General features: G+C 70.5%; 19 protein-coding genes. 11 read left to right on the top strand and 8 right to left on the bottom strand.

Going from position 1 to position 23079, the window contains the following annotated elements; all coding sequences use genetic code 11:
* The first annotated feature begins 62 nt into the window (after positions 1 to 62).
* Complete coding sequence (locus ACFPIH_RS44505; RefSeq protein WP_381176887.1) at positions 63 to 1040, top strand: expansin EXLX1 family cellulose-binding protein; 978 nt, start codon at positions 63 to 65, stop codon at positions 1038 to 1040.
* On the opposite strand, the gene ACFPIH_RS44500 is transcribed toward ACFPIH_RS44505, so the two are convergent.
* Entirely contained in the window at positions 956 to 2362 is a 1407-nt protein-coding gene (locus tag ACFPIH_RS44500; protein ID WP_385878822.1) for an RNA-guided endonuclease InsQ/TnpB family protein, read from the bottom strand. The two genes, ACFPIH_RS44505 and ACFPIH_RS44500, sit on opposite strands and share 85 nt — an antisense overlap.
* A 300-nt stretch (positions 2363 to 2662) precedes the next feature.
* Here ACFPIH_RS44500 and ACFPIH_RS44495 point away from each other — a divergent pair, with 300 nt between their 5' ends.
* Positions 2663 to 3334 (top strand): pyridoxine/pyridoxamine 5'-phosphate oxidase, encoded by a 672-nt coding sequence (locus tag ACFPIH_RS44495; RefSeq protein ID WP_381176895.1) that lies wholly within the window; start codon positions 2663 to 2665, stop codon positions 3332 to 3334.
* Between the two features lie 8 nt (positions 3335 to 3342).
* On the opposite strand, the gene ACFPIH_RS44490 is transcribed toward ACFPIH_RS44495, so the two are convergent.
* Both ACFPIH_RS44490 and ACFPIH_RS44485 read right to left on the bottom strand, forming a co-directional pair.
* Entirely contained in the window at positions 3343 to 4212 is an 870-nt protein-coding gene (locus ACFPIH_RS44490) for a GNAT family N-acetyltransferase (RefSeq protein ID WP_381176898.1), read from the bottom strand.
* 43 nt (positions 4213 to 4255) lie between these two features.
* Entirely contained in the window at positions 4256 to 4867 is a 612-nt protein-coding gene (locus tag ACFPIH_RS44485; RefSeq protein WP_381176901.1) for a GNAT family N-acetyltransferase, read from the bottom strand.
* A gap of 115 nt (positions 4868 to 4982) precedes the next feature.
* Here ACFPIH_RS44485 and ACFPIH_RS44480 point away from each other — a divergent pair, with 115 nt between their 5' ends.
* Complete coding sequence (locus ACFPIH_RS44480; RefSeq protein WP_381176904.1) at positions 4983 to 5654, top strand: hypothetical protein; 672 nt, start codon at positions 4983 to 4985, stop codon at positions 5652 to 5654.
* A 7-nt stretch (positions 5655 to 5661) separates the two neighbouring features.
* On the opposite strand, the gene ACFPIH_RS44475 is transcribed toward ACFPIH_RS44480, so the two are convergent.
* Both ACFPIH_RS44475 and ACFPIH_RS44470 read right to left on the bottom strand, forming a co-directional pair.
* Positions 5662 to 6066 carry a Zn-ribbon domain-containing OB-fold protein gene (locus tag ACFPIH_RS44475; protein WP_381176907.1) on the bottom strand — a complete coding sequence of 135 codons (405 nt, stop codon included), beginning with the start codon at positions 6064 to 6066 and terminating at the stop codon, positions 5662 to 5664.
* On the bottom strand, positions 6063 to 6512 hold the full coding sequence (locus ACFPIH_RS44470; protein ID WP_381176910.1) for a DoxX family protein: 450 nt from the start codon (positions 6510 to 6512) through the stop codon (positions 6063 to 6065). Before ACFPIH_RS44470 ends, ACFPIH_RS44475 begins: the two co-directional genes overlap by 4 nt.
* A gap of 166 nt (positions 6513 to 6678) precedes the next feature.
* On the opposite strand from ACFPIH_RS44470, the gene ACFPIH_RS44465 reads away from it, so the two are divergent.
* From ACFPIH_RS44465 to ACFPIH_RS44445, 5 genes are all read left to right on the top strand, one after another.
* Positions 6679 to 8307, top strand: coding sequence for a subtype B tannase (locus ACFPIH_RS44465; protein WP_381176913.1), 1629 nt, complete (start codon positions 6679 to 6681; stop codon positions 8305 to 8307).
* A 298-nt stretch (positions 8308 to 8605) separates the two neighbouring features.
* Positions 8606 to 9829 (top strand): flavin-containing monooxygenase, encoded by a 1224-nt coding sequence (locus ACFPIH_RS44460; protein WP_381176916.1) that lies wholly within the window; start codon positions 8606 to 8608, stop codon positions 9827 to 9829.
* Positions 9830 to 9951: 122 nt separating this feature from the next.
* The gene (locus tag ACFPIH_RS44455; protein WP_381176919.1) at positions 9952 to 11469 is read left to right on the top strand and encodes a flavin monoamine oxidase family protein; all 1518 of its coding nucleotides are present in this window, start codon (positions 9952 to 9954) and stop codon (positions 11467 to 11469) included.
* 145 nt (positions 11470 to 11614) lie between these two features.
* A complete protein-coding gene (locus ACFPIH_RS44450) occupies positions 11615 to 13840 on the top strand; it encodes an acetate--CoA ligase family protein (protein WP_381176922.1) in 2226 nt (741 codons plus the stop codon).
* 34 nt (positions 13841 to 13874) lie between these two features.
* Positions 13875 to 14675 carry an enoyl-CoA hydratase/isomerase family protein gene (locus tag ACFPIH_RS44445; RefSeq protein ID WP_385878818.1) on the top strand — a complete coding sequence of 267 codons (801 nt, stop codon included), beginning with the start codon at positions 13875 to 13877 and terminating at the stop codon, positions 14673 to 14675.
* 3 nt (positions 14676 to 14678) lie between these two features.
* Here the strand turns inward: ACFPIH_RS44445 and ACFPIH_RS44440 are convergent, their stop codons facing one another.
* The gene (locus tag ACFPIH_RS44440) at positions 14679 to 15578 is read right to left on the bottom strand and encodes a hypothetical protein (protein WP_381176928.1); all 900 of its coding nucleotides are present in this window, start codon (positions 15576 to 15578) and stop codon (positions 14679 to 14681) included.
* A 61-nt stretch (positions 15579 to 15639) separates the two neighbouring features.
* Between ACFPIH_RS44440 and ACFPIH_RS44435 the strand changes: the two genes are divergently transcribed.
* Positions 15640 to 16224: a flavin reductase family protein gene (locus ACFPIH_RS44435; protein ID WP_381176932.1), complete on the top strand. Its 585-nt coding sequence runs from the start codon at positions 15640 to 15642 to the stop codon at positions 16222 to 16224.
* 38 nt (positions 16225 to 16262) lie between these two features.
* Here ACFPIH_RS44435 and pglX read toward each other — a convergent pair whose 3' ends face one another.
* A complete protein-coding gene (pglX, locus tag ACFPIH_RS44430) occupies positions 16263 to 19748 on the bottom strand; it encodes a BREX-2 system adenine-specific DNA-methyltransferase PglX (RefSeq protein ID WP_381176935.1) in 3486 nt (1161 codons plus the stop codon).
* Positions 19749 to 19899: 151 nt separating this feature from the next.
* Between pglX and ACFPIH_RS44425 the strand changes: the two genes are divergently transcribed.
* Together ACFPIH_RS44425 and ACFPIH_RS44420 are read left to right on the top strand one after the other, a co-directional pair.
* On the top strand, positions 19900 to 20115 hold the full coding sequence (locus ACFPIH_RS44425; protein ID WP_381176938.1) for a hypothetical protein: 216 nt from the start codon (positions 19900 to 19902) through the stop codon (positions 20113 to 20115).
* 58 nt (positions 20116 to 20173) lie between these two features.
* Positions 20174 to 21703 (top strand): AAA family ATPase, encoded by a 1530-nt coding sequence (locus ACFPIH_RS44420; RefSeq protein ID WP_381176941.1) that lies wholly within the window; start codon positions 20174 to 20176, stop codon positions 21701 to 21703.
* A gap of 24 nt (positions 21704 to 21727) precedes the next feature.
* Here ACFPIH_RS44420 and ACFPIH_RS44415 read toward each other — a convergent pair whose 3' ends face one another.
* Positions 21728 to 23047: an MFS transporter gene (locus ACFPIH_RS44415; RefSeq protein WP_381176944.1), complete on the bottom strand. Its 1320-nt coding sequence runs from the start codon at positions 23045 to 23047 to the stop codon at positions 21728 to 21730.
* Positions 23048 to 23079 lie beyond the last annotated feature (32 nt).

Below are 23079 nucleotides of genomic sequence, written 5' to 3'. Positions count from 1 at the left end.
GGCGACCGACGAGTCGGAAGCTTTCCAGGACATGTTCCGCCGAACCGCGTAAGGATTCATCCGTGGCATCCTCTTCGCACCGCCGCCGTCCCCGCCCGGGCCGACGCGGACTCCGTACCCCCGCGGTGGCCGTGGGCGCCGTGGCAGCCGTGGCGCTGCTCGTCTCCCTGGTCGTGGCCTTCCGCCCCGACACCGGGACGACCGCCGCCGACGGCCGGGTCCCGGGAGCGGAGTCAAGCGGTACCCCGACGGCGACGGCGCCGCGATCGCCGTCCCCGAGCCCGTCGACGTCGTCCTCGTCGTCCTCCCCCACCCCGAAACCGAGCGGGAGGACGACATCCCCCTCGGCATCCCCGGCCAAGACCTCGGCACGTCCGACCGCCGCGAGTGCCGCCCCCCGGAAACCGTCGTCGACCGGTTCCCTGGCCGGCCGCATCCGGCCGGGCACGACCTACCAGGGGGTCGCGACGTCCTACGACGTCGGAAACGGCGACGGCGCCTGCTCCTACGGCCCGACGTCCGACGTCATGACGGCGGCGATGAACACGGCGGACTACGAGACGTCGAAGGCGTGCGGGGCGTACGTCTCCGTCCGCGCGGCGAGCGGCACGTCGATCACGGTCCGCATCACCAACGAGTGCCCGGCACCCTGCCAGCCGGGCCAACTGGACCTCAGCCAGCAGGCGTTCGCCAAGCTGGCGCCTCTCTCGGCGGGCCGCATCCCGATCAGCTGGAGCCTGCTGAGCCCGGCGGACGCCGGCACGATCTCGGTCCGCTACAAGACCGGCTCCACCCAGTACTGGTGCGGAATCCAGGCGATCGGCCACCGCAACCCGCTGGCCCGTCTGGAGCTCCGCACCGGCAGCGGCTGGACCGCCCTCCCCCGCACCGAGTACAACTACTTCCTCTCCGAACAGGGCACCGGCTGCGGCGGCGCGATCAGGCTGACGGACATCTACGGCGAACAGCTGACGCTGGACGCGCTCCCGGTACGCGCGGACGCCGTACAGCCGACGGGGGCCCAGTTCACCCGGCGCTGACCCTTGACATCCTCCTTCTCTGAAAAGAGGGGGATTCCAACCCAGGTGGGTTGAGGTTCACGGGCGTTCGCACGGCTGGTGGCCGTTGTCACCCCTCCGGCACCGGCTGTTCGCCGGGGGCGGGGGATCCCGCCCTGTCCTGCCGCGACGTTGGATGCTGCGTTGGTGTCCGCGTTGCAGGTGAAGCCACAGGAGGAACAGACGAACTCGGCTTGGCTCTTGCGCGAGTTCTTGTCGATCCATCCACAGGCACTGCACCGCAGACTTGTGTACGGGGCCGGTACGTCCTCGACCCGGCCCGGCGCCTTGTGCCCGGTGCGCTGACGCAGGAGACCCCAGCCCTGGGCGAGGATGCCCCGATTCAGCCCCGCCTTCTGCGCCACATTCCGGCCGGGCCGCTCCACTGTGCCCTTCGCGGAGCGGGTCATGTTCCTGATGTTCAGCTTCTCGAACCGGATCAGGTCGTAGGTGCGGGCGAGCAGGGTACTGGTCTTCTCGCACCAGTCCTTGCGCCGGTTGGCCTCGCGGGCCTTGAGTTTCGCGGCCTTCGCGTACCCGGCCGCCTTCCGTTCGCTGCCTTTGGGGGCGCGGGCTGCGCGGCGCTGGTGTTTGCGGATCTGGGCGCGTTCCCGGGTGGTGAGCTGCGGGCAGTTGAGTTTCCGCCCGTCGGAGAGGGCGGCGGTGATGGTGACGCCGCGGTCGATGCCGATGATCTCGCCGGTGCCGGGCGCGGGGACCGGCCCGGGGACGACGGCGAACGCGGCATGCCACTGCCCGTTGCGGAAGGTGACGCGGAACGTCTTCGCGTCGGGCAGTTTCGCGCCCTTGCCGCCGGCGCTGAGGCGGAAGCGGACCCAGCCGCAGCCGGGCACCTTCACCTGCGCCCACCGCCGGTTCAGCTTGCGCACCACGACCGAGCGGCCCATGACCTGCCGGCCGGTCCTCGCGTTCAGCTTCACCGAGCCGTCCTCGTCGTACTCGGGGACGCGGTCGGTGCCGATGACACGGAAACCCTCATGCCGGTACTTCCTGCGCCAGGTCGGCTCACCGAACCCGGACGTGAAACGAGCCTGCCTGGCTGCGGCGAAGTCCTTGAGGGCCTGCTGCTGCACATCCGCGTTCCCGGCCGCCAGCCACTCATTGGCGCGCCGGGCCTCGGTGAGCTGACGGCACTGCTCGGCAAACCCCGGCGCGGACCCGCGGCCCGGCTCCCAGTGCGCATGCTGCTCGACGGCAAGGTTCCACACATACCTCGAGTGCGCGCAGTGCAGCAGCATCTGCCGCACCTGCCCGCCCGTCGGATACAACCGAAACCGTGCCACGCCGCGAACGTAGGCCACACGTTCCACGGCCGCGCACAACATCGATCACCATCACCCATGCGAGTGACCACCCCACCCACTGCCGGCCGCCAACCACGGGCCCCAGGCCCCACGACTTCCCGTCGCCACCGCCCGTCCCTAGCCACCCTCGGCATCCCGGACGACGACGCCGGACCGCCCTGACGGCGACCCGGCTACCCCTGCCCCGCACCACGGGAGCGGGCATTCACCCCGGCCCCGAAGGACCGGGCACCCCGCCCGAAAGCCAGGTGGAACGGATACTCACCGGATACTCGGTGCATGGCCACGGATCTCCATGAACTGCTGAAGTCACTGCGCGTCTGGGCGCCGGGGGTGACCGAGCTGCCGCCCTTCGACACGGGGAAGGCACCGGACGGCCCCCTGCCGCTCTTCACGGAATGGTTCGCGCGGGCGGTCGCCGCCGGCCAGCCCGAACCCCACACGATGAACCTGGCCACCACCGACGAGGACGGCGTCCCGGACGCCCGTGTCGTCATGCTGCACGGCGCCGACGCGGACGGCTGGTCCTTCGCGACCCACGCCACGAGCCGCAAGGGCCGCCAGCTGGCCGCCCGCCCGTACGCGGCCCTCACCTTCTACTGGCATGTCCTGGGCCGCCAGGTCCGCGTCCGCGGCCCGGTCACCTCCGCCCCCTCCGGGGAGGCCCGGGCCGACCTGCACGCCCGCTCGACCGGCGCCCTGGCCGCGGCCCTGACCGGCCGCCAGAGCGAGCCGCTGTCCTCCTTGGAGGAACTTGCGCAGGTGTCCCAGGCGGCCTGGGACCAGGCCCGGCAGGACCCGACCGCCGAGTCCCCGACCTGGACCCTGTACCACCTCCACCCGACGGAGGTGGAGTTCTTCCAGGGCGACGAGCGGCGGCGCCACGTAAGGCTGACCTACCGCAGGGAGGAAGAGACGGGCGGCTGGTCACGGCTGCTGCTGTGGCCGTGACCACCTGATCAGGCCACGCGCTCCCCGAACGCGTACACCGCGAAATCCGCCACCGCCCGGTACCCGATCCGCTGGTACAGGCCGTTGCTGGTCGGGTTGGCGAGGTCGGTGAAGAGGAGGACCTCGCGGGCGCCGGAGGCGAGGGCGGCTCGGCTGACCTCGACCGTCACCGCGCCCGCGTAGCCGCGACCGCGCAGTCCCTTCGGTGTGTAGACGGCGTTGACCCGTATCTGGCCCGCCACTTCGGGGGTGCGGGACGCCATGGAGACGGGGGTTCCGTCGGGTGCCTCCCAGAAGACGGCCCCGCCGTGGGAGATACGGGAGTCGGCCCAGCCCCCGCTGTCCTGGAGGCCGGCCTCACCGATGCTCTCCCCGAACTCCTCGAACCACCGCATCAGCTGGGCACGGTGGGCGCCGGTCGCGACCCGGGGCGAGCCCTCGGGGACCGGCTCCGCGACGGTCAACTCACCCAGCCGGTAGAGACGTTGACGCTGCTGGACGGCGATCTGGGCACCGGTGCGCCGCCGCCAGACCGTGGCGAAGGCAGCGGCCGTGTCACTCTCCCCGGACACCCCGGGAAGCGGATGCCCCGCGGACGCCAGCCGCTCGGCGAGCGCGTCGGCCTGCTCCTCGGTGAGGGGAGTGACATTGAGCGGATACGGCGGGGTGTGCAGGCAGACGGCCGCCACCTGCCCCTCCTCCACCAGGACGCCGAAGACGGGGGCCTCGTCGCCGTACACATGCAGTCCCCTGCCGCGCAGGCCGTCCGTCACCGTCAGCGGGACGGTGTGCAGCGCGGGCCGCGAGGCGAGGAAGTCGCCGGCGCGGGCGAGGAAGCCTTCGAGGTCGTGGGTGAGATGCCAGCCATCGGGACGCATGGCACGCATCATGACGCGCCCCGTGGCCCCACCGCCCCCCGTTTTACGGCGCCGCCGGCTCCGGATCCGTGGCCAGCCGCCCATGCCCGTGAACGTCCCGGAACGCGTTCCTCCGCTCCGGCTCCCACATCGCCCCGCGCCGGGTCCCCTCGTACCGGAAACCGCACCGCTCGGCGATCCGGCACGACGCGTCATGTCCCATGCCATGCCCCAACTCCAGCCGATGCAGCCCGAGTTCGTCGAAGGCCCAGCGCGACGCGAGCAACAGGGACCGGGTGGCCACGCCACGGCCGCGCGCCTCGGGCAGCACCCAGTACCCGACCCCGCCATGACTCAGAATCCGATCGATCGCATGCACGGAGACCTGCCCGAGGATCGCCCCGCCGTCGGCGTCCGTGATGCAGAACGACACACTCGTCCCCACCGCCGTATCCGCGCTCCTGGCCTTCAGCGACTCCCGCGCGCCGACGGCGTCGGAAACCGTCCGTATCGGCGTGTTCCAGCGCCGGAACTCGGGGTCGAGGTGCCCACGCAGCCACGCGTCCACGTCAACGGCGGAATCCGGCTCCCAGGCCCGCAGGGCAAGGCCGTGGCCCTGAAGGCCAGGGACGTGAGAGGCGGAACGGGAGTGTCGCGACTGGCGGCTGTCGGTCATCCGGCCATTCAACACCTCGGGCCCGGGCGCGCTCCCAACCGGCCCGCGGCACACAATTCGGGCGACGCCGACGCGCGCCGTGCGTACGCTCCGCTCCCGGGAGGTGCGCATGGGAATGTCCCTGCTTTATGAGGTACTCGAGCCGCTGCCGGACGCCATGAGCGCCCTGCGGCGCGCCCGTGAGCTGCTGGGTGTGTTCGCGGAGTGGGTCGACGACCCCATTCCCGAGTTCGGCCCTGTCATGACGGTGGACCAGTTCCGCCACGCACGCCGCCACTTCACCTGGGGCGCCTTCACATGCCGTGACGGCAGCCCTCTCCCGACGGACGGACTGGTCGAGTTCTGGCGCGTGATCGGCCGGACCGACGCGTTGCGCGTCGGCGACGCCTACCAGGTTGAGGTCGAGTTGCGCGCCGAGATCGCCGAGGTGTGGCCCCTGATCGAGGAAGGGGGACTCCAACTGGACCTTCCCGTCTGGAGCGGTCCGTCGTTCAGGGAGCGCGACCGCGACGACAGCTGCACGGAGGCGGAGTTGGACGTCATGGTCCAGGCCGTGGGCCCGCTGGGTTTCGACGTGTCCTGGTACGGGGCCTTGCGGGGCCTGCCCTCGTCGAAGCTCTGCGGAGTACAGCTCTGTCTCAACAGCGTGTGGACCGACCAGTGCACCGAACCCGCCCCCGGTACCCACGCGGTCTACCTCTCCATAGGCACCCGTAACCGCGACGTCCAGGAGGAATGGCTCCGCAGGACCGGGCTGAGCCTCGGTCCGGCGGCCGTCGGCTGGTAGGCGTCGCTCACGGCCGTTCGGACGACGCCAGAGGCCGGAACACCGGCACGCCCTCCCGGAAGACGACCTCCAGTTCCATCCCCGCCGAGAGTTCGCCCGGTTCCCCCACCAGTTCCGTCGACATCCGCGGCCCCTCCGCGAGATCGACCACCGCGGCGACGTACGGGGTCCGCTCGCCGAAGGGCGGCAGGTCGTTCCGGTGGACGACGGACCAGGTGTAGAGGGTGGCGCGACCGCTCGCGAGCTGCCAGGTCACGTCCTCGCTCCAGCAGTGCGGGCAGAACTCGCGCGGATAGTGGTGGGCCCGGCCGCAGGTCCCGCAGCGTCGGATGAGGAGGCGGCCCTCCGCCGCCGCGTCCCAGTAGGTCCGCGTGAAGGCGTCGGCCTCGGGAAGGTCGTAACGCGCGCTCACCGGAAGAGCCCCAGCGCGTTGTCCACGGACCACGTCTGCCAGGCCATCCCGCCCAGCCCGGCCACCGAGATCAGCGCCATCATCCCGTTCTGGCCCTGTTCGGCCCAGTCGTGGATCATCAGGACGAGGTAGACCAGGTTGAGGAGCAGGCCTGCGACCAGGGCTATCGGGGTCAGGAAGCCCGCGATCAGGCCGAGGCCCAGGGCCAGTTCCGCGTAGACGACGACGTACGCCATCACGCGCGGTCGCGGCTGTACGACGATCGCGAAGCCGGAACGTACGGCGTTCCAGCGGTGCTTGGCCGCGACGTCCGCCGCCCACGCGATGCCGGAGCCCTCGAACCAGCTCTTCTTCTCCTTGTGCCGCCAGCTCTCCAGCCACCACAGCCCGAGCCCGATCCGCAGCACGGCCAGCCATTCCGCACCGGTGAGCCAGATCGTATCCATGAATCTGACGGTACGTCAGGTCGCGGGATCCGGGAAGCCCGCGAAAGCTGTGCGTCCGCCATGAAGCTATGGGTCCCCCATGAATGGCCGCGGATTGTTGGCAATTTTGTTCGCAACCCCGCTAGGTTCACAGACGCAACCCGGAAAGCAGCGAGGGAGTCGTACCGTGAAGCACAGGGCAGTCAACCGCAGGTCGGTCGTCATAGGGATCGGCGCCACCGCCGGTGTCGCCGCGGTGGGCGGCGTCGCCCTGAGTGCGCAGGCGTCCGACAACACGTCGTCGGCCTCGTCCTCCGCCTCGGGATCCCTCGCCTTCGACCCCGACGCCTACACCGAACTCACCACCACCGTCACGGACACCGACGGCGACGAACACGACGTGACCTACCACTTCTGGAAGGCGATCACCTATGTCGCCGACCCGGTGGACGAGAAGTACCAGTCGCTGACCGTCAGCGTCCCGGTCGTGATCGACGGCACCGCGGTCGACGCGAGCGACGCGCCGATCCTGTTCGCGAACTCCGTCGGCGGGTACATGCCCTCGTCCGTGGCCGACGCCACCGGGGTCGGCAGCGGCGGTATGTCCGGCGGCGCCCCCGGCGGCGCGCCGACCGGCGACGCCTCCGCCTCGGCCGCCCCCAACGCCAACGGCAACGGCAACACCAACGCCGACGGCGGCGCCACCAGCTCCAACCAGCTCCTCGCGCTCGCCGCCGGGTACGTCGTCGTCGAGCCCGGCGCCCGTGGCCGTACCCTCACGGACTCCGCCGGTGAGTACTACGGCGTGGCGCCCGCGGCGATCGTCGACCTGAAGGCCGCCGTGCGGTATGTGCGGGCCAACAAGGGGCGCATCCCCGGCAACACCGACCGGATCGTGTCCGCGGGCACCAGTGCAGGCGGCGCGCTGTCCGCCCTCCTCGGCGCGTCCGGCGACAGCCCGCTCTACGACACGTACCTCGAGGAGCTCGGCGCGGCCGACGCCTCCGACGCGATCTTCGCGACCGGCGCCTGGTGCCCGATCACCGACCTGGAGCACGCCGACGGTTCCTACGAGTGGAACTGGGGCGCCAACAAGCTCAGCACCGGCAGCCAGGTCGACCAGACGGTGTCGAAGGCGCTGCAGTCGCAGTTCGCCGAGTACCAGGCCTCGCTGAAGGTCAAGGGGCTGGGCCGCTTCGGCACGCTGACCGCCCGCAACTACGACGAGTACCTGGTCAGGCAGTACCTGGAGCCGTCCGCCACCACCTACCTCGCGGATCTCTCCGACTCCGACCGCGAGACCTACCTCGCCGCCAACACCTTCATCACCTGGCAGAACGGCAGGGCCACCTTCAGCTGGGCCGACTTCCTCACCCACGTCGGCGCCCGCAAGAAGACCACCCCCGCCTTCGACGCCTTCGACCTCTCCGCCGGCGAGAACAACCTGTTCGGCAAGGGCACCACCGAGGCCCGCCACTTCACGGCGTACAGCCTCAGGAACGACACCACCGGGGTCACGGGCAAGCGCCTCGACAGCGACCTCCCCGAAGTGCTGCGGCTGATGAACCCCATGTACTTCCTGGTCGACAAGCCCAACCCAGCCCGCACCAAGCACTGGTGGATCCGGCTCGGCACGAACGACTCCGACACCTCGCACACGGTCTCCGCGAACCTCGCCGCCGCCGCGCACACCCTCGGAGACGACGTCAACCACCTCTACTACTGGGACCAGGGCCACGGCGCCAACACCGACCCCGGCGACTTCATCACCTGGATCGCCAAGGTCACCGGCCACAGGACCAAGGTCAAGAAGTAGTAGGCCCTCGGCGGATCCCCTCCCTCCCGGCCCCTCCGGGAGGGATCCTGAACGCGGCGGCGTCCGTTTCCCGTCATAGCTACTGACGTCGACCGCACGCGACGCCTGGCCCACGCGCACCTGGTCCAGGCGTCGCGCTGTTTTCGCGCGCTGTTTTTTCGTCCTGTCACGCGGCATCCACGACCAGGTGAAGTACGTCACCGGTCCCACCCGCACCTCCCCCAAGCGTGATCGATCCGCAATCAATTCCCCTCTTGACCGAGACCCATCAACCGTCCACGTGATTACGCTCGCGCTCATGGAAGACTCCGCTCCGTCCGAGCCAGCCCCCGCGCCCAGACCCACCGCCCCCACGACGGCGACCGCGATCACCTCCGCGAACCCAGCCGACCGCCCCGTCTACGTCATCGGCGGCGGCCCCGGCGGACTCGCCACCGCGTACGCCCTGCGCACCCGGGGGATCCGCGCCGTCGTCGTGGAGAAGGCCGACCATGTCGGGGCGTCCTGGAGTCGCCACTACGACCGGCTGCATCTGCACACCACCCGGCGCCTTTCGGCCCTGCCGGGACTGCCGATACCGCGCCGGTTCGGACGCTGGGTGGCCCGCGACGACGTCGTGCGGTACCTGGAGAAGTACGCCGAGGTGCACGAGCTGGAGACCGTCACCGGCGTCGAGGTCTCCCGCGTCGAACGCACCCCCGACGGCGCCGGCTGGCTGCTGCGCGCCACCGGCGGACGCGAACTCACCGGCTCCGCGGTCGTCGTCGCCACCGGCTACAACCACACCCCGCGCCTGCCCGGCTGGCCCGGCCGCGCGACCTTCACCGGCGAGCTCACGCACGCCGCCGACTACCGCAACGGCAAGCCGTACGCCGGACGGGACGTCCTCGTCATCGGCGTCGGCAACACCGGCGCCGAGATAGCCGTCGACCTGGTGGAGAGCGGGGCGTCGCGGGTACGGCTCTCCGTGCGCACCGCGCCGCACATCGTCCGCCGCTCCACCGCCGGCTGGGCCGCCCAGTACACGGGGATCCTCGTACGACGCCTGCCGGTCGCCCTCGTCGACCGGATCGCCCGGCCGATGGCGAAGCTGAGCGTGCCGGACCTCTCGGAGCACGGACTGCCGCGCCCCGGCACCGGGCTGTACAGCAGGGTGCGGGAGGGCGCGATCCCGGTGCAGGACGTCGGTCTGATCGACGCCGTGAAGAAGGGCAGGGTGGAGGTCGTCGCCGCCGTCGAGGGCTTCGAGGACGGCGGCAAGGTCGTCCTCGCCGACGGCACCCGGATCTCCCCGGACGCCGTCGTCGCCGCCACCGGATACGTCCGCGCCCTCGGCGACCTGGTCGGCCACCTCGGCGTGCTCGACGAGCACGGGCACCCGGTCGTCAACGGCCCGCGTGCGCCGAAGAACGCCCCCGGCCTGTACTTCACCGGTTTCACCACCCCCATCAGCGGCACCCTCCGCGAGCTGTCGATCGACGCCGAGCGGATCGCGAAGGCCGTTCGCCGTCAACTCTCCTGATCCACAACCTCCTTACCCGTGCGTCAGATGTGACGAGAGCGTTGTCCTGCGCCCTCGTGCGGAGCCAGAATGTGAGCCCTATTCACCTTTCCAGCTCCGCCCCCTCTCTACGGAGGACGCACGTGGCAAGTGAAAGACAGCATCCCCGCGACACCGGCACCGGGATCTCCCGTCGCTCCCTGCTCGGCCGTACCGCCGCCGTAGCCGCCGGCGCGACCGCCCTCACCACGACCGCCGCCGGTACCGCCTCCGCGGCGGCCACCCGGGACGTGGACGTCGTGATCGTCGGCGCCGGCCTGGCCGGGCTGACCGCGGCCCGCGACCTGGTGGCGGCCGGGAAGACCGTCGCCGTCCTGGAGGCCCGCGGCCGCGTCGGCGGCCGGGTCCTCAACCTGTCCCTGGCCAACGGCGGGGTCACCGAGGGCGGCGGCGAGTTCATCGGCCCCACCCAGGACCGCATCAAGGCACTCGCCGACTCCCTCGGCGTGGCCACCTTCACCACCTACAACACGGGCAACAACCTCCTCTACAAGGACGGCAAGAAAACCCCCTACGCCACCGACGGGGTACTCGGCTCGGTCCCGCCGATCGATGTCGCCGGGCTCGCCAACGCGGCGATCGTGCAGGCCTCGCTGGACGACATGGCCAAGACGGTTCCCGTCGACGCGCCCTGGACCGCGGCTAAGGCCGCCGAGTGGGACCGGCAGACCTTCGAGACCTGGCTGCGGGCCAACGCCGTCGTCCCGTCCGCCAAGTTCCTGCTCGACGTGGCCTGTACGTCGATCTTCTCGGCCGAACCCCGTGAACTCTCCCTCCTGTTCGTCCTCTTCTACATCGCCGCCGCCGGCAACGAGTCCAACGTCGGCACCCTGGAACGCCTCACCGAGACCGCGGGCGGCGCCCAGGAGTCCCGCTTCGTCGGCGGCTCCCAGCAGGTCCCGATCAAGCTGGCCGCCACCCTCGGCGACCGGGTGGTGCTGAGTGCGCCGGTGCGCTCGGTCGCCAAGTCCGGCTCCAAGTACGTCGTGACCGCCGACGGCGTCACCGTGACCGCCAAGAAGGTCGTCGTCGCCGTACCCCCGCCGCTCGCCGCCCGTATCTCGTACGACCCGCTGCTGCCCGCCGCCCGCGACCAGCTCACCCAGCGGCTCCCGATGGCCTCGGTCGGCAAGGCGATCGCCATCTACGACACCCCCTTCTGGCGGGCCGACGGCCTCAACGGCCAGGTCGTCAGCGACACCGGAGTGGTCAGCTCCACCTTCGACAACTCCCCGCCCGACACCTCCTACGGCGCCCTGATGGGCTTCATCGAGGCCGACGAGATGCGGGCGTACGACGCGGCGAGCGAGGCGGACGTCAAGGCGGCCGTCCTCAAGGACTACGTGACGTACTTCGGCGCGAAAGCGGCCTCCCCCTCCTCCTTCGTCCTGCAACGCTGGAACAACGAGGCCTTCACCCGAGGTGGCCCGGTCTCCATCGCCGCGCCCGGCGTCCTGACCCAGTACGGCCCGTCCCTGCGCGAGCCCGTGGGCGGCATCCACTGGGCCGGCACGGAGACCTCCATCCACTGGATGGGCTTCATGGACGGCGCGGTCCGCTCCGGCGAGCGGGTCGCGCGGGAGGTGCTGGCCGTCCTGTAGCCAGGGGCGCTCCGGCCACGCCCGGACCGACCCGTCCGCACAGCGGAACTTCCTGTCCGTGCACGCCCATTCCTGACATCCCGTCAGTTCTGTAATCTGACAGAGCGTCAGCTACTTGGCAGTCACAACAGGAGGGGGCGGACCGATGCTTGGATCAACCCACGGCACTCTCACCACCGACTCCCGCCGGGCCCGGGTCATCGCGTGCGGCGAGCAACCCGGGCCCGCCGTGCACGGGCGGCCGGCCGACACCGGCGACCTGGACGTCAGCGGTCGCCCCTTGTATTCGGACGTGCCCGACCTGGACCGGTTCTTCCGGCCCGAGTCGGTCGCGATCGTCGGCGCCTCGGACGCCGAGGGACGCCCGAACACCGGTGTCACCAGGCAGCTGGTGGGCTGGGCCGAGCGGGTGGGGGCACGGCTGCACCCCGTGCACCCCACCCGCGCGTCGGTCTTCGGCATCCCCTGCGTGCCGTCCGTGGCCGACCTGCCCGAACAGGTCGACCTGGCCGTCCTGCTGGTCGCCGATCCGCTGCCCGTGATCGAGCGGCTCGCCGAGGCGAAGGTGAGGTTCGCGGTCGTCTTCGCCTCCGGGTTCGCGGAGACGGGCGAGGCGGGCGCGGCGGCGCAGGCCCGGCTGGCGGCGGCCGTGGAGCGTTCCGGCATACGACTCCTCGGCCCCAACACCAACCTCAACGCCTTCGAGGACTTCCGTGACGACCTCGAGGGGCCGTCGATCGCCCTCATCACCCAGTCCGGCCACCAGGGCCGCCCGGTCTTCGCCCTCCAGGAGCTCGGCATCCGGCTCTCCCACTGGGCGCCGACCGGCAACGAGGCCGACCTGGAGACCGCCGACTTCCTCTCCTACTTCGCCGAACGTCCCGAGGTCGGTGCCATCGCCTGCTACGTCGAGGGCCTCAAGGACGGCCGTGCCTTCCTGCTGGCCGCCGACCGGGCGGCCCGGCGCGGGATCCCGATCGTCGCGGTCAAGGTCGGCCGCACCGAGACCGGCGCCCGTACCGCCGCCTCCCACACCGGCAAGCTGACCGGCGCGGACGAGGTGGTCGACGCGGCGATGCGGCAGTACGGCGTGATCCGCGTCGACGGACTGGACGAACTCCAGGACACCGCCGCCCTGCTGGCCCGCGCCCGCCCCCCGCAGGCGGACGGGGTGGTCGTGTACTCCATCTCCGGCGGCACCGGCGCGCACGCGGCCGACCTGGCGACGGCGGCCGGCCTGCGGCTGCCCACCCTCTCGGCCGCCCGGCAGGCCGAGCTGCACGAGTGGATCCCCGAGTACCTGAACGTGGCGAACCCGGTGGACAACGGGGGCCATCCGGTGGGCGACTGGCGTGGCCGGAAGATCATCGACGCGATTCTCGCCGACCCCGAGGTCGGGGTGCTGATCTGCCCCATCACCGGTCCCTTCCCGCCGCTGAGCGATCGTCTCGTGCAGGACCTGGTGGACGCGGCGGAACAGACGGACAAGCTGGTGTGCGTGGTGTGGGGCTCCCCGGTGGGCACGGAACCGGCCTACCGGGACGTGCTGTTGGGCTCCTCCCGGGTGGCGACCTTCCGCACCCTGTCCAACTGCATCACCGCGGTCCGCGCCCATCTCGACCACCACCGCTTCGTGAGCGGCTACCACTCCCCCTTCGACCAGGCGCCCCGCACGCCGTCCCCGTCCTTCCGCAAGGCGCGGGCGCTGATGCGACCGGGCCAGCAGCTGAGCGAGCACGCGGCGAAACAGCTGCTGCGGGCGTACGGGATCCGGGTCCCGCGCGAGCAGTTGGTGACGAGCGCGGCGGCGGCCGTACGGGCGGCGGGGCTGGTCGGCTACCCCGTGGTGATGAAGGCGTCCGGCGCGCAGATCGCCCACAAGACCGAGCTGGGCCTGGTGAAGATCGGCCTGACCTCGGCCAGCCAGGTCCGCGACGCCTACCGCGAACTCACCGACATCGCCCGCTACGAGGGCGTCTCCCTGGACGGCGTCCTGGTGTGCCAGATGGTCGAGCCGGGTGTGGAGATGGTGGTCGGGATGACCCACGACGACCTCTTCGGGCCGACGGTGACCGTCGGGATCGGCGGTGTCCTGGTCGAGATCCTGCGCGACGCCGCCGTACGCGTGCCCCCCTTCGGCGAGGACCAGGCGCGCGACATGCTCGCCGAGCTCCGCGGCCACGCCCTCCTTGGCGGCGCCCGCGGGCGACCCCCGGCCGACGTGGACGCCCTCGTCGAGGTCGTCCTGCGGGTCCAGCGCATGGCCCTCGAACTCGGCGGCGACCTGGCCGAACTCGACATCAACCCGCTGCTGGTGCTGCCCTCGGGGCAGGGCGCCGTGGCCCTGGACGCGTTGGCGGTGTGCAGCTGAGATGAACATGTCCGATTCCCCCCGTGAGACCGTGATGTCTGCTTCGACTCCATTGGTACGGCACGCCACTGACAATCACGTCTCGATCATCACCCTCAACCGGCCCGAAACCCTCAACGCCATCGCCCCTGACCAGCGAGAACGCCTGATCCAACTTTTTTCCGAGGCCTCCGCGGACCCCGCCGTGAGGGCCGTCGTCCTCACCGGGACCGGCCGCGGCTTCTGCGCCGGCGCGGATCTGCGGGGCGGGGCGTCGGCGGCGGGCGAGCGAGTCGCCGGCGACGTGGCCCGCACCCTCCGGCTGGGCGCCCAGCGCCTGATCGCGGCCGTACTGGACTGCGAGAAGCCGGTGATCGCGGCGGTCAACGGCACGGCCGCAGGCCTGGGCGCGCACCTGGCGTTCGCCTGCGATCTGGTCCTGGCCGCCGAATCGGCCCGTTTCATCGAGGTGTTCGTACGGCGCGGACTCGTCCCGGACGGCGGCGGGGCGTATCTCCTCCCCCGTCTGATCGGCCCGCAGCGCGCCAAGGAACTCATGTTCTTCGGCGACGCGCTCACCGCACCGGACGCGGAACGTCTGGGGCTGGTCAACCGGGTCGTCCCGGACGCCGACCTGGACAAGACGGCCCGTGACTGGGCGACCCGCCTCGCCACCGGCCCCACCCGAGCGCTCGCCCTCACCAAGCAGTTGGTCAACGCCTCCCTCGACAGCGACCGCGCCACCGCCTTCGCGGCCGAGGCCACCGCGCAGGAGATCAACATGACGACGGCGGACGCGAGGGAGGGAGTGACAAGCTTCGTGGAGCGCCGGGGGCCGGAGTTCAGGGGGCGTTGAGGCTCAGGCGGCGACCGCCGGCTTCAGAATGCACAGGTCCCCGTTGTCCGGGTCCCCGAGGATCACGAACAGCTCGGGGGCCCGCTCCGTGCCGCCGATCGTCCAGGCCGTCTCGTCCCCGCAGCCGCTGCCGGTGCCGCTGCCCGCCCCGAGCCGTACGACGACGCCGTCCCGGGAGTCGTACGCGCGTTCCTTCTCATAGCTCCAGGTGCCGGTGCCGTCGCACACGGCCGAGTCCCGCACCGGCATCCTGGTCAACTCGGCCCGCCCGCCCGGCAACAGCCGCAGCTCCGACCCGTTCGCGCCGCGCCACACACCGGTGACCCGGGCGGCGGACAGCCGCGGAGGCTCGTACTCCTCGATCAGCCCCGTCGCGGTGGCGACCAGCCCGCCGGCGAGGGCGAGTACGGACAACGCGACGGACCCCGTCGCCGCGCGCCACCAGATGCCCCGGGTACCCCACTCCCGACGCCGCGCGTACGCCATCGCGAGGACGGGCAGCACGCCGAGTCCCGCGAGCACCGGTGCGGTGATCACGAACGGCGCACCCCACAGGGCGGACGACACCGCGGCCCACCCCGTACCGACCAGGACCGCACCCGGCAACTGGCAGAACCACCGCACCCGGCCGGACGCGAGGTCGGCGAGGGCGGCGCCCGGCAGGATCTGCACGCACGCGTGCAGCAGGCCGAGCACCGGCAGGTACACGGGCGCGAGGACGAACAGGCAGAGCAGACCGAAGGCACCGCCGTAGTCGCGGCCGTAGGTGTCGGCGGTCGAATCGTGGATCCACCAGAGCAGGAAGAGCGCCGGAAGCTGCGCCGCGGCGACGGCGACGGCCGCGGTCGTCTCAGGTCGCGCCCGCTTCGGCCTCGTCTTCGTGAATATGCCGTCCCATCCCATTGCGGCAGAGTATGCGCACCTCTTCCTATCTGATGGACCGTCAGCTTCAATGGAAGACGTGATGGGACATGCGGGGATGGCGGCAGCGGCCGTTCGTTATCTGCGGGCGGGGCCGGTCGAACCGCTGCCCCGGCCCGAACTGCGCTGCGTCCGCGAGGACGAGCGGGCGCCCGTGGACCAGGGCGAATTCCGGCGTGTGCTGGGGAACTTCGCGTCCGGCGTGACCGTTGTCACCGCACCCGCCGCCGACGGCGAGACCGGTCCCGCCGGCTTCGCCTGCCAGTCCTTCTCCTCCCTCTCCCTCGACCCGCCCCTGGTCGCCTTCATGGTGGCCCGCAGGTCCACGACCTGGCCGCGCATCGCCCGCGCGGGCGTCTTCTGCGTCAATGTGCTCGGCGCGGACCAGGGCGCCCTGTGCCGTGCCTTCGCGGTGAGCGGCGCGGACAAGTTCGCGGGCGTGGAGTACGACGCCGCCCCGGTGTCCGGTTCGCCGCGCCTCACCGGTTCGCACGCCTGGATCGACTGCACGATCCACGCGGTGCACCCGGGCGGCGACCACCTCATCGTCGTAGGCCGGGTGGACGCGCTGGGAGCGGCCGACGGGGACGACGCGCCCCTGCTGTTCCACAAGGGCCGGTTCCTCTGACCGACCCACTGGCCCGGGCCGGAGGACGAAAGAGGAACCTAGCCGTTTCGGCGCGGTCTTCCTCGTCTCGGCGCAGGAGGGCGCCACGAGTTCACGTCCTCCTCCGTCAGGCCGATGCGTGCGAGACGCTCGTGGTAAGCACGCCGCAGAGCCCCTTCCTCCACGGCATGGTCCTGGTCGGGTCGGCGTTCGTACTCCGCGACCCATGGCAGAAGCTCCGCGAGTGCGCCGAGCAGTGGCAGAGCAGACTCCGGGCGTTGCGTGTGCGCATGGGCGTCGGATTCCAGCAGGTCGAGCACGACCGAGGCGCGTTCGTACGCGTTCCAGCCCGCCCAACCGATCGTCGTCGTGGGCGACAGAGGCGAGGCGGTCGGGGCGAAGGAGACGAAGCGTTCGTTCGGAACGTCGAACTTGCCGCGCTGCCGCCAGTAGGACGGTCGGAGAAAGTCGACCGCCGCGAACCGTGGCGGGACGTCGTGAGGCACTCCGGTATCGGCGAGCCCCTGGCCGTCGGCCCTGCGTTGCGCCTCCCACAGCTCTTCCCACAGGCGTCGTTTGACGAGGCCTGACGCCTTGTACCGGAGGGGTGCCGCCTGGGGGACGTGCTCGTCGGCCAGCAGTGTCAGCAACGTCTCGCTCGTGCTCGATCCGGGCGAGTAGAGCTCTGTCAGCTCGGTGAAGTCCTCGTCCTTTCCCAGAATGTCAGCCAATTGCCGAACCGTTCGAGCGACAGGGCGCGGGCCGCCGGGCGACTGCTCGTGCCACAGCCAGGACGACTCACAGAGTTCGAGCAGGCGGTCGCGCAGGATGCCGTGGACGAGGACGCTCCATGGCGGGGCAGCCCAGCGGCGCTTGTGCTCAGGCTGTTCCAGGAGCGTGAGCCATGGGTTCTCCTGGATGGCGTGCGCACGACGCTCAACCAGGTCTCGGTAGGCCGAGGGCCAGCTCTCGGGGGTTCCGGGCTCCGCTTGCGTCCCGTGGCGGTCGAACCACGTGGTGCGTGCCTCGCCCGCCACGACTCTCCTGGCGAGCACGATTTCGAAGGCCCGCTCACCCAAGGCGATCCCGGGTACGTCCCCCGAGGTCGTCAGCTGTCCGTCGTCGGCAACCAGGCCGTACAGGGCATAGACCCTCCAGTCGAGTTCCTCCTGGACGGCGATCATCCGCGATCTCAGCGCGTGCCACCGGTTCTCGGCCTCAGCGAGGAAGCGGTGGGTAAGCCTGCTGCCGGGATCCGTGACCTCCGCCAGGACACGCCTCGACTCGACCGCGAGGCTGTCCAGTTCCTCCGCCTCCCTCAACGGGAACCCGCTGGGGAGAGGAAGATCGAGAAGGCGGGTGGAGGTGAATTCGTAGATCTTCTCCCAGGCCTCACCTCCACGGAGCTGATCGGCACGAGGTTGCCCCTTGCTCTGGCTCATCTGCTTGAGCCAGAAACACACAGCCGAGCTGTTGAGAACACCAAGGAGTTCAAGATGGGAGGCCTCCGTGCCGCTCGACGCCAGCTTGATCTCCGGTGCCGAATTGAGCGGGACGGCAGAGCCTCGGACAAGGCTGAAATGAGGATGCGTGGCCACCCAGGGAAAGACGATCGACCACGGATGCATGTCCCAACCGGACGTGATCTGATGCCAGTCGTACCACGGTGCCGTCTTCTTGGCGCCGGGTCTCTTCCGCAGCACTGTCCGGTAGGGCCACAGACGCCGATGGTGACCAGGCAGCTGTCGCAGGTCGACGGGTGTCCGGTCGTGGCCGGAGCGAGGAAAGAACGCTTTCAGCGCCGGATCCGCCGACCAGTCCCGCACCTCGGATCCGGTCAGCACGGGGACAGTGGCACCCTCCTCCGCCCCGGCTCGCCGGAAGGCGCCGGCGGAGGCGCAGAAGAGGTCGTCGGAGCCGGTGTTCGCGGCGTATCCGATGCGAACCACTCGGTCCTTGAGCCGCTGTCCCGTTTCCATACGGCGCAGCGCGGCCTGGGCGTCCGACGGGGTGAGAGTCCAGGGGAACGCGCGCAACTGTGCTCGGTCCTGCGGGTAGGACTCCGCCCACTCGTTCTTCGCCCTGGCCTTGAATGCCAGGGCGCGAAGTGCCTGCCAGACGACACCTTTGTCGGCTTCTGCCGGCTGCTGGGGCTCTCCTCGGCGACCGACGACGACGTGTACAGGCGTGCCGGGGCCGGGCACACGGTTCCGGCCCACGAGAACCGCGGTCGGGGTGCCGTGCCCGGGAAGGTAGGCGCCGGAGGTGTCGATGACGTGGGAGATCTCCACTGTGGGGAGAAAGCGCTCGACAAGGTGCCGTCCGAACTCGCGCTTCATGAAGGAGTTGGACGTCAGCAGGCCGACTCGGCCCGCGTCCCTGCCGGGCAGCGCAAGGCGGAAGGCGAGTTCGGTGAACGGAACAGAGAGCGCGTAGGGGCCGCCGCAGCTCTCGTAGGCGTCGCGGTAGGCCGCGAACAGGGCCTTGTCCTTGACGGAGACGTACGGCGGATTGGTCGTCACCACGTGATAGGAGGCGAGGCCGAGGAGCCCCTGACGGGCCGCGTACACGTCGAGGTCGGCCGCCGAGTCGAGGCCGGCCGACCTCGGCACACCGTTTGCGACAGGGCGGCCATGCAGAAGCGAGTCGCCGGTCGCCACGACCACCTGTAGGTCCGGAACGTCGTCGAGGCGACCCTCGCCCGTGCTGTTCATCGCGGCCATCAGCAGGCGGAACCGTGAGACGAGAACAGCGCACGGGTCGATGTCGCAGCCGTGCACGGACCGCAACGCCCGGGCCGCCCGCTGCCAGGCGCTCATACCCGGCCTGACCTCGGACCACCGGCGGAAGAGCCGTTCGTATGCCCCCAGGAGGAATCCGCCCGTGCCGCAGGCGGGATCGGCGAACCGGAAGCCGGACAGCCTCACCGCATCGGACGCGATTTCGGCCAGGGCGGGTTCGAGGGTGAGGTCGTGAATGAGATCGACTACGAACCACGGGGTCGGCACCTGTCCGTACGACTGCGTGGCGCTCTCATCCAGCGTCGAGTGAAGAATCGCGAGAAACCCAGTGGACCGCGACTCGTCGGTGAAGTCGTGCACGAGAGCCCCGTCCGGGGTCCGGCGGCGCCAGAAGGCGAGCAGTTCGGCGTCGGCTTCCGGGCCGGGCCTCATCCGCCACAGGGAATTGCCGGCGCCGCCGAACACCGTGGCCAACGCGGGATGGCGACGGAGCCGGTCGACAGCGTGGACGGCCGATTCACCGGGTGACGGGTCCTTGACGAAGGAGATGTCGAGGAGGTCGTTGTCCTCACAGAACCGGATGATCACGGTCGCGAGCACCCAGGCCGTCGCGGCCCGGGCGATCCGGTCGCCCAGCCAGACCTGCCACGTCTTCGCCGTCAGGTGATGGATCAGGGCGGAGTCGTACTCGTCGCGCAGCTGCTTCACGGCGGGGTCGGCCGAGGTCTTCGAAGCCAGTTCCGACTCCAGGTGGGCGGTGAGCCTCCGCAGGTCCTCGGCCAGGAGGCCGCTGTCGATGGACATGAGATCTTGCCGGTCCTCCTCGTGCGGTGTTGTGCAGGGCAAACCCTATCAGCGCGTGAGTGTCGTAAATATTTGTGAGTGTTGGAGCCGCCCGCTACGCTCCTCTCCCGTTGGTTCGGAGCAGTTCCCGACGGAGGGGTGGATGGTTCGCATGAGCGGCGACGGCAGCGAGGCCAGATGGATGTGGGTGGCAATCGTCCTGATCGGCGGGGTGACGATCGCGATCGTCGCGGCGGGCGTCTTCTGGCTCGCCACGCAGGGGCGTCCGACCGGAGAGCGGATCACCGGCACCCTCGCGGCGGCGGGGATCACCTTCTTCAGTGTGGCGACCTTGGGCATCACGATCGGAAGCTTTCTGATCGCATGACGAGTTAGGACTACACTCCTTAGGGGTACGATCCTAGCGAGCCCACCAGGGAGCATTCGTGCAGCAAGCCAGGCCGACCAAACCGTCGCGTGTCTTCGACCGGGCACCCGAGTGGGACGCGCTCATCTCGTTCGTCACGCGGCCGTTGCCGCACGCGGCGCTCGGGGTCGTCAGCGGCCGACGCCGCATGGGCAAGACGTACCTGCTGCGGGCGCTCGTCGAGCAGTGCGGCGGCTTCTACTTCGGGGCCACTGACGCGACCGAGGCGGAATCGCTCCGTCAGTTCAGCGCGGCTCTGGCCGAGCACGTGGGATCCCCGGTGCCGTTCTCCTTCGCCACCTGGGACGACGCCGTCTCCTATCTCTTCGGGCTCGCCGTCCCGGGACACCGGACCGCTGGGGGGCCGGCCGTGGACAGCCCGTTCCTCGTGGTCATCGACGAGTTCCCGTACCTGGTGAAGGCCGCCCCGGAACTGCCGTCCCTCTTCCAACGCATGATCGACCGCTTCCAAGTGGAGGAAAGCCGCATGCGGCTGCTGCTGTGCGGTTCAGCCATGTCCGTCATGGGTGGGCTGTTGGCCAGCAGTGCGCCGCTGCGCGGCCGGGCGCAGCTGGAACTCGTGGTTCGGCCCTTCGGCTATCGGGCGGCGGCGGACTTCTGGGGCGTCGCCGACGACCCGGCCCTCGCCGTCCGGCTGCACGCGGTCCTCGGCGGAACCCCCGCGTACCGCCGCCAGTTCCTGGCGGACGACGTCCCCTCGAACCTCGGCGGCTTCGACGACTGGATCTGCCGCACGGTGCTCTCGCCGTTCAGCCCGCTGTTCCGGGAGGCCCGGTACCTCCTTGCGGAGGAAGCCGACATCCGGGACACGGCGCTGTACCACTCGGTGCTGGCCGCGGTGGCGCAGGGTAATACGACGCGCGGAGGCATCGCCGGTTACATCGGCCGCAAGTCCGTCGACATCTCGCATCCGCTCAACGTGCTGGAGGACAGCCATCTCCTGGTACGCGAACCCGATGTCTTCCGAGCCGGAAAGTCGCAGTACCGCATCACCGAACCTCTGATCAACTTCTACGAGGCCGTCATGCGGCCCGCCTGGGCCCGGCTGGAAGGTGGTCAGGCCGCGGAGGTGTGGGCGCAGGCGGGCGAACGCTTCGCGGCACAGGTGGCCGGTCCGCACTTCGAATCGGTGTGCCGCGAGTACGTGCTGGGAGCGGGCCGCGCGATGCTGAGTACCTCCCTGGGTACCGTGGGCGGCGGAGTCGTAACCGATCCCAGGGACCGTCGGCAGATCCAGATCGATGTCGCCGTGGTCGAACCGGGATCCGGCGGAAGCCGCCCCTCGGTCGCCCTGCTGGGTGAGGCGAAATGGGGCACGGTCATGGGGCACGCCCACCTCGAACGCCTCGGCCGCGCCAGAGACCTGCTCGCCACCCGCGGTATGGACACGTCACATTGCGGGCTGGCGTGCTTCAGCGCGGCGGGTTTCAGTGACTCCTTGCGGGCCGAGGCGGCAGGGGGTGACGTGCTGCTGGTCGGTCTCGACGAGTTGTACGGCCGGGCAGTGCCGACCGGACTTCTGAGCTAGGTGCGCCGTCCGGACGGTGTGCCGTCAGGCCGCCGCCGTCGCCACCGCCGGTGTCAGGCCCGTCGGCCGCCGCCTGATCACCAGCGCCATCAGCGCCGCCGCCGCGCACAGCGCGCCGGACGCGTACCAGACGACGTCGTACGAGCCGAAGGTGTCCCGTGCGACACCGCCGAGGAAGGCGACCAGCGCCGCGCCGACCTGGTGCGAGGCCAGTACCCAGCCGAAGACGATCGCGCTGTCGTCGCCGTACTGCTCGCGGCACAGCGCGAGGGTGGGCGGGACGGTGGCGACCCAGTCGAGGCCGTAGAAGACGATGAAGAAGATCATCGGAGGGTGGACGGAAGGAGCGAGCAGCATCGGGAGGAAGAGCAGCGAGATCCCCCGCAGCGCGTAGTACACGGCGAGCAGACGGCGCGGTTCGAAGCGGTCGGTGAACCAGCCGGAGGCGATCGTGCCCACGACGTCGAAGACGCCGATCACCGCGAGCAGGGTGGCCGCCGCGGTGACCGGCATGCCGTGGTCGTGGGCGGCCGGCACGAAGTGGGTCTGGACCAGGCCGTTCGTGGAGGCGCCGCAGATCGCGAAGGTGCCGGCGAGCAGCCAGAACGGCCCCGTGCGCACAGCCTTCAGCAGGACCGTGACCGTCCTGCGCGCCGCCCCCGTCACGGGCGCTGGCTTCTCGACGAACTCCTTCGCCCCGTACGGCTTCTGGCCCACGTCCGCCGGATGGTCGCGCAGCAGCAGCCATACGAAGGGGACGACGGCGAGGGCGGCCAGAGCCACCGTCACGGCCGCCGGGCGCCAGTCGTACCGTGTGATCATCCAGGACAGCAGCGGCAGGAAGATCAGCTGGCCGGAGGCGGAGGCCGCGGTGAGGATGCCGCTGACCAGGCCGCGGCGCTCGGTGAACCAGCGGTTGGTGACCGTCGCGGCGAAGGCCAGCGCCATCGAGCCGGAGCCCAGGCCGACCAGCAGGCCCCAGCACAGCAGCAGCTGCCAGGCCGCCGTCATCCACACCGTCAGCCCCGAGCCGAGCGCGATCACGGTGAGGGCGACCGCCACCACCCGGCGGATGCCGTAGCGGTCCATCAGAGCCGCCGCGAAGGGTGCGGTGAGCCCGTACAGGGCCAGGTTGATCGAGACCGCGGCGCCGATCGTGCCGCGCGACCAGCCGAACTCGGCGTGCAGCGGGTCGATGAGCAGACCGGGCAGCGAGCGGAAGGCCGCCGCGCCGATGATCGTGACGAAGGTGACGGCGGCGACGAACCACGCACGGTGGATGCGCGTACGGGAAGCGGGCTTCTGTTCCTCTATGGCTGCGGGAGCCTGGCTTGTCTGGGTCACGTCAGTAAGGGTCCGATGTCCGGCTTCCCTCG

The organism is Streptomyces vulcanius (assembly GCF_042653945.1).
Taxonomy (GTDB): Bacteria; Actinomycetota; Actinomycetes; order Streptomycetales; family Streptomycetaceae; genus Streptomyces; species Streptomyces mangrovi.
Note: the sequence above shows the minus strand (reverse complement) of the source record. Positions and strands in the feature narration are given on the sequence as shown.

Coding starts and splice junctions, on each gene's coding strand:
- ACFPIH_RS44490 (WP_381176898.1), bottom strand. CDS start 4,212: ATGCGTCCCGATGGCTGGCATCTCACCCACGACCTCGAAGGCTTCCTC.
- ACFPIH_RS44425 (WP_381176938.1), top strand. CDS start 19,900: ATGAGCGGCGACGGCAGCGAGGCCAGATGGATGTGGGTGGCAATCGTC.
- ACFPIH_RS44495 (WP_381176895.1), top strand. CDS start 2,663: ATGGCCACGGATCTCCATGAACTGCTGAAGTCACTGCGCGTCTGGGCG.
- ACFPIH_RS44460 (WP_381176916.1), top strand. CDS start 8,606: ATGGAAGACTCCGCTCCGTCCGAGCCAGCCCCCGCGCCCAGACCCACC.
- ACFPIH_RS44450 (WP_381176922.1), top strand. CDS start 11,615: ATGCTTGGATCAACCCACGGCACTCTCACCACCGACTCCCGCCGGGCC.
- ACFPIH_RS44470 (WP_381176910.1), bottom strand. CDS start 6,512: ATGGATACGATCTGGCTCACCGGTGCGGAATGGCTGGCCGTGCTGCGG.
- ACFPIH_RS44445 (WP_385878818.1), top strand. CDS start 13,875: ATGTCTGCTTCGACTCCATTGGTACGGCACGCCACTGACAATCACGTC.
- pglX (WP_381176935.1), bottom strand. CDS start 19,748: ATGTCCATCGACAGCGGCCTCCTGGCCGAGGACCTGCGGAGGCTCACC.
- ACFPIH_RS44440 (WP_381176928.1), bottom strand. CDS start 15,578: ATGGGATGGGACGGCATATTCACGAAGACGAGGCCGAAGCGGGCGCGA.
- ACFPIH_RS44480 (WP_381176904.1), top strand. CDS start 4,983: ATGTCCCTGCTTTATGAGGTACTCGAGCCGCTGCCGGACGCCATGAGC.
- ACFPIH_RS44485 (WP_381176901.1), bottom strand. CDS start 4,867: ATGACCGACAGCCGCCAGTCGCGACACTCCCGTTCCGCCTCTCACGTC.
- ACFPIH_RS44435 (WP_381176932.1), top strand. CDS start 15,640: ATGGGACATGCGGGGATGGCGGCAGCGGCCGTTCGTTATCTGCGGGCG.